Origin of the sequence: Fructobacillus ficulneus (assembly GCF_001047075.2) — a bacterium.
GTDB classification, from domain to species: domain Bacteria; phylum Bacillota; class Bacilli; order Lactobacillales; family Lactobacillaceae; genus Fructobacillus; species Fructobacillus ficulneus.
Genome location: NZ_DF968005.1, coordinates 308,962 through 314,778, shown reverse-complemented (window position 1 = coordinate 314,778; position 5,817 = coordinate 308,962). Strand labels below are relative to the sequence as shown.

Annotated in this window: 2 protein-coding genes; both read right to left on the bottom strand. The window is 49.0% G+C overall.

The annotated features are described in order from the left end of the window. On the bottom strand, positions 1 to 3,163 hold a 3,163-nt coding region (locus AOQ29_RS06135; RefSeq protein ID WP_158530761.1), incomplete at its 3' end, for a DUF1542 domain-containing protein. After that, the coding region (locus AOQ29_RS06130; protein WP_114675003.1) for a DUF1542 domain-containing protein at positions 3,123 to 5,817 on the bottom strand (2,695 nt) is incomplete at its 5' end. The genes AOQ29_RS06130 and AOQ29_RS06135, both read right to left, overlap by 41 nt.

The window sequence follows — 5,817 nt, the reverse complement described above, 5'->3', positions numbered from 1 at the left end:
CAGCGGTAATCGTACCGGCTTGGCTAGCCGCCTCAACTTGGGCACGAACCTTGTCAGATTCGTTGGTGATGGCTCCCTTGAACTGGTCAACACGACCACCTTCGCCATTGATTGGTGTTTGTGGCTTGTGAGTCTTAGTAATGTTGTCATTACCAATCTTCATTTCACCCGCAACATCATCAGTGGTTGTGGCGTCATTAACCTTGCCTTCTGCTGTCGTAAAGGCACCATCGGCAGCAGTACTCTGACTATCCTTATCGGCTGTTGACAAAGTTGGGTCGGCTTCGATAGCGGACTTAGTTGTCGTTAAGGTTGCCTTCAACTGGTTAACTGCGTCTTCTTGGTCAGCCTTCAAAGTGATGGCTGGCACTGTTGAATCCACAAAGGTCTTCAATAAGTTGACCGTATCAGCCCAGTTGTTAGTTGCCTGAACTGCAGTGTTCGTTTCCGTTACTGCAGTTTGCAAGGCAGCTAACCGTTCGTTCAATTGGTCAGTCGTCAAGTTGTGGTAACCGTTAAGCGTTTGGTCAGCACCAATTAAGGTAATGTACAAACGGTTAACCCACTGACTCTTGGCCTGGCTCAAATCAGAACCGGTTCCCTGGCCAAGGGCAAAGGCGTTTTGGTCATCGCTAACCATCGTCTCAGCTGCCACCACGCTATCAGCAGTCTTCAATTCGGCAATCAACCGGTCCCGCATACCATTAATGGCAGAAGTCACGGTGGCCAAACCAGTCTGTGAAAGATCTGTGTGGGAAGTAGCCTTAGCTACTAATCCTTGGGCAGCAGCACGAATCTGGTCTTCAAAGTTTGGTAAGCGGTCGGAAACCGGCTGACCGTTCTTTGGAAGATTCTTGATTGCATCAACGGTCTTTTGACCGTTTGCAGTTACTGCATCAGCCGTTGACTCACTGGTCAAAGCACTTTGACCATCATCAGCTAACTTATTAACTGCAGCGCTTTGGTCGGCCTTTTCTTGACCACTAAGGGTCTTATCATCGGCGATTGTCTGCAAGGCAGCTGCCTGAGCGGCCTTGATATTGTGACTTTCAACATCCTTGGCGAGGTCTGTTTGAACCTTGGTCAAGCTTTGGTCAAGAGTCGCCTTGGCAGTGTTAATGTCATCGGCATTCTGGGCCTTGTCGGCAGCGGCTTGCGCCGTTGCGACAGCTTGATCAATAGCTTGGTTCAAGCTGTCTTGCTGGTCGGCAGTAATTGTGCCGGCCTGGCTAGCAGCTGTAACTTGAGCACGAACTGCAGCAGAACTATCAGTAATGTTTCCCTTGAATTGGTCAACCCGACCGCCCTTACCAGTGATTGGTGTTTGTGCCTGGTGAGTCTTGGTAATGTTGTCATTACCGGTCTTCATTTGGTCCGCAACATCACTAGTGGTTGTGGCGGTATTAACCTTGCCTTCTGCTGCCGTAAAGGCACCATCGGCATTAGCACTTTGGCTGTTCTTATCAGCCGTTGACAAGGTTGGGTCAGCTTCGATAGCCGACTTAGTTGTTGCCAAGGTGTCCTTCATCTGGTTAACGGCATCTTCCTTATCAGCCTGCAAAGTAATGGCTGGGACTGTCGTATTGACGAAGGTCTGCAAGATGTTTGCCGTATCCGTCCAGTTGTTCGTTGCTTGAACTTGCGCATTGGCTGATGTCACAGCAGCTTGCAAATCATTCAAGCGGTCGTTCAACTGGTCAGTCGTCAAGTAGTGGTAACCGTTAAGCGTTTGGTCAGCACTCGTCAAAGTACTGTACAAACGGTTAACCCACTGACTCTTAGCCTGACTCAAGGCACTTTCGTTACCTTGACCGAGACCAAGAGCATTTTGGTCATCGCTAACCATTGTCTCTGCTCCGACAACACTGTCGGCAGTCTTCAATTCGGCAATCATCCGATCACGCATACCATTAATGGCTGCGGTCATCGTTGCCAAACCTGTTTGTGACAAGGCACCCTGTGCCTTGGCTTGGGCAACCAAAGCCTGAGCTGCTTCTGTCACTTGCTTGATGAAGGCAGGCAAGCGGTCAGAGACGGGCGTGCTGGTCGTGTGGAGGCCGTTGATTTGTGCAACAATTCCTTGGCCAGCGCTTGTCACTGCTGCAGGTGTTGTAGCATCAGACAAAGTCTTGGCACTATCCGTCACTGCTTGGTTGACTTTGGCCGTTTGGTCGGCCTTTTCTTGACCACTTAAGGTCTTGTCGTCGGCAATTGCTTGCAAGGTATTTGCTTGGGCAACCTTGATGTTGTGGTTTTCGATATCCGTTGCAAGGTCGTATTGGACCTTGGTCAAATCAACATCCAACACCGCTTGAGCATTGTTAATGTCATCGGCGTTCTGGGCCTTATCGGCAGCTGCCTGAGCCGTTGCGACTGCTTGGTCAATTGCTTGGTCGAGACTTTGCTTTTGATCAGCGGTAATCGTACCGGCTTGGCTAGCAGCTTCAACTTGTTGACGAACCGGATCAGAGGCGTTAGTAATGTCGCCCTTGAACTGGTCAACTCGACCACCCTTACCATTGATTGGTGTCAGTGACTTGTGAGTTCCTGTAATGTTGTCATTACCAGTCTTTAATTTGTCAGCGACATCAGTGGTAGTAGTGGTTGAAACGTCGTTGACCTGATCTTGTGCCGTCTTAAAGGCAGCATCGGCTGCGGCATTTTGATTCTTCTTATCATCCGTTGACAAAGTTGGGTCAGCTTCGATAGTAGCCTTAGTCGTTGCCAAGGTAGCTTGCAACTGGTTAACAGCGTCTTCTTGGTCAGCCTTCAATGTGATGGCTGGCACGGTTGTGTTCACGAAGTTCGTCAAGATATCAGTCGTTGCCGACCAAGTCGTCGTTCCTTGGACTTGGTCATTAGCTGTTGTCACGGCAGTTTGCAAAGCATTCAACCGTTCGCTGAGTTGGTCAGCCGTCAAGTTATGGTAGCCGTTAATTGTTTGGTCGGCACTAGTCAAAGTACTGTACAAACGGTTAACCCACTGGCTCTTAGCCTGACTGATATCAGAACCAGTTCCCTGGCCGAGGGCAAAGGCATTTTGGTCATCGCTGACCATCGTCTCAGCATCAACCACTGTCGTGGCTGTCTTCAATTCAGCAATCAATCGATCACGCATACCGTTAACGGCAGCGGTGATGGTTGCCCTTGAACTGGTCGACACGACCACCCTCACCTTGAATAGCTGTTTGAGGCTTGTGGGCAGCCCCAATTTGGTCCTTACCCGAAGCCAAGTTTTGCGCCACAAGGTCAGTCGAAGTTGCACTATTAACGTTATCAACTGCTTTACCATAGGCAGTCTTTGCATCTTGAGTCTGGCCGTTAATTTGGTCAGTCGTCAATGAAGTATCAGCAGCGATGTCGCCTTCAACAGAGGTTAACTTCTGCTGCAATTGGTTCACTGCGTCTGCTTGGTCCGCCTTCAAGGTAATCGTTGGGACAGTCGCAATGAAGTTCTGCAACAAACCAGCGGTATATTCGAGTGACGGACTGGTCAAAGCAGCAGCCTTGGTATTGTCACGGAGTGTTGACACCTGTGCCATGAAGCCTGCCTTTTGATCAGCAGTCAAGTTGGCATAACCATAAATCGTTTGGTCGGCCCCACGCAACGTCGTCATCATGGTATTAAAGAGCTGAACTTTTGCCTGACCCATTTGAGTATCGTCTGTTTGACCAACACCGAAGGAAGCCAAATCCTGTTGGACCATCGCATCGGCAGTCACAACGTCTTGGGCAGTCCCCAATTGGCTCACAAACCAATTACGGAAGTCCGTGATTGTTTCTGTCAAAATCTGCTTACCAGCAGCGGAGGTCGTACCATCGTTGGCAACTGTTGCCTTTTGCTGGTTAGCGGCTGCGTCAATTTGGCTAACGTAATCTGCCATTCGTTCAGCAACCGTCTTACCAGCGGTGTGATTGCCGTTAACCGCATCAACCCCAGTTTGTGCCAATTGGTAAACCTGGTCAGCACTGGCTGCTGAAGACAACTTACGCACAGCGGCATTTTTAGCAGCAGTCGCATTAGCAGTCTGGGTTGCCTTTTCACTAGCACTCAAGGTTGGATCATTAGCAATATTTTGACTCGTGGTCGTCAAAGCCTGGTTAATCTGATAGTTGGCCACATTCGTCGCCAAGTTGTAGTTCACATAGGTTTGATCACTAGCAAAGTACTGCTTAGCTTGACTTAATTGGTCGGCATTCAATGAATTGGTTGCTGACGAATTAGCCACCAAAGTAGCCAATGATAACTGGCGGTTCAAATCAGCTAGTTGACTAGCCGTAATCTGTCCCTTATTAGCCGCATCATTAATCGCTGCTTGGGTCGTGGCTGAAGTTGCCGTGACTTGGGCCTTAAACTGACTAATTTGGTCAGCCAAAGGTGTTCCAGGCTGGTAGTAAGTCGTATTAGTAGCAATACCATCGGTCGCGGCCTTTTGGGCAGCAATGGCAGTTGTTGCGGCATTAATACTATTAACGACCGTTGTTTCATTTTGCGTAATCTTGTTTTTCTGATTCTGCTTATCGGCTGATAACAGCGTTGGGTCAGCATTAATCAAGGCAATCAAGTTTTTATCAGCGTTCTGCACGCTAGTGACAAATCCTTGCTTTTGCGTATCAAGGTCTTGACCCTTCTGGTGGGCAGTATCCATGTTAGTCAACCCAGCTGAAGTTGCCGAACGGGCCAAATCACCAGTTGTAGCAGACTGAACGGCACTCGATGCATTACTATAAGCCGTTTGCAAGTTAGCTAACTGGCTTTGCTTAGCATCTGCCAAGAGGGTCGCATCCCCATTAATGTCATCTTTAACTTGAGCGTTCTTCGCATCTAACTGGAATTGACCTGCTTCTCGACCTAATTGCAAATCAACAACTGCAACCTGGGTCGCTAGCGTACTCATGGCCGTATTAATGCTATCAGCATCCGTTGCTCGACCAAGGGCGGTAATGGCTGCCTGCTTAGCGGTGCTAAGTTGGTTCAGCAAAGCCGTCTTTTGGTCTGGCGTCAAGTACTGACTATTATCATTAATAGCCTGTTCTTCAGCCGCCGTATTGGCATCAATGGTCGTATTAGCAGCCGTCTTCCGGTCAGAAACACTTTGACCAGCCTTGTGACTGTCATCAATGGCCTTGATACCGTCAGCTTGGATTTTATCTCCATCCTGGGCTGTTTGTACGCCAGGTAACTGGTTTAAGGCATTATTCAAAGCAGCCGTGACTGCTGCCTTTTGATTTTCCTTGTCCGTTCCAGTCAAGTTTGAATCAGCATCAATGGCTTTATTAACAGTATCAGCTTCATCATTTAGCGCTTGTTGCCAACCAGCTTGACGGTCAGCCACGCTCTTACTTGCGACATGACTACCCGTAATCAAAGGCTTGTAGGTTGACAAGGCCTGATTCAAGAGTGTTTGCGCCTGAGGGTCGGTCACACTAACCCCATTAACGGCTTTCAAACCGTCACTAAGGTGTTGGTCGACATCCCCAAGTTGCTTGTTTTCTTCTTGGGCCGACAAAGTTGGGTCTGCTTGGATGGCCGCCTTTGTCTGGTCCGCTGCAGTTTGCAACTGGTGAGCGAAGTTGTACTGCGTGTCTTGGTTCGTTGTTTGAGCCAAGGCAGCATTCAAGTCCGTCAAAGCTTGGTTAATGGCATCAGCGGTAGTTGCGGCTGACAAGGCATTGGCAAAGGCTGTATTGGCCTGGTTCACCATACCAGTCAGCGTAGCATTTTCAGCACTTGTCAAAGTGGAGTCATTGCTGATGACACTCTTAACCGTGTTCACTGCCGTCGCAGCTGTGGTTGAAGCGGCTGTCTTTTGACTA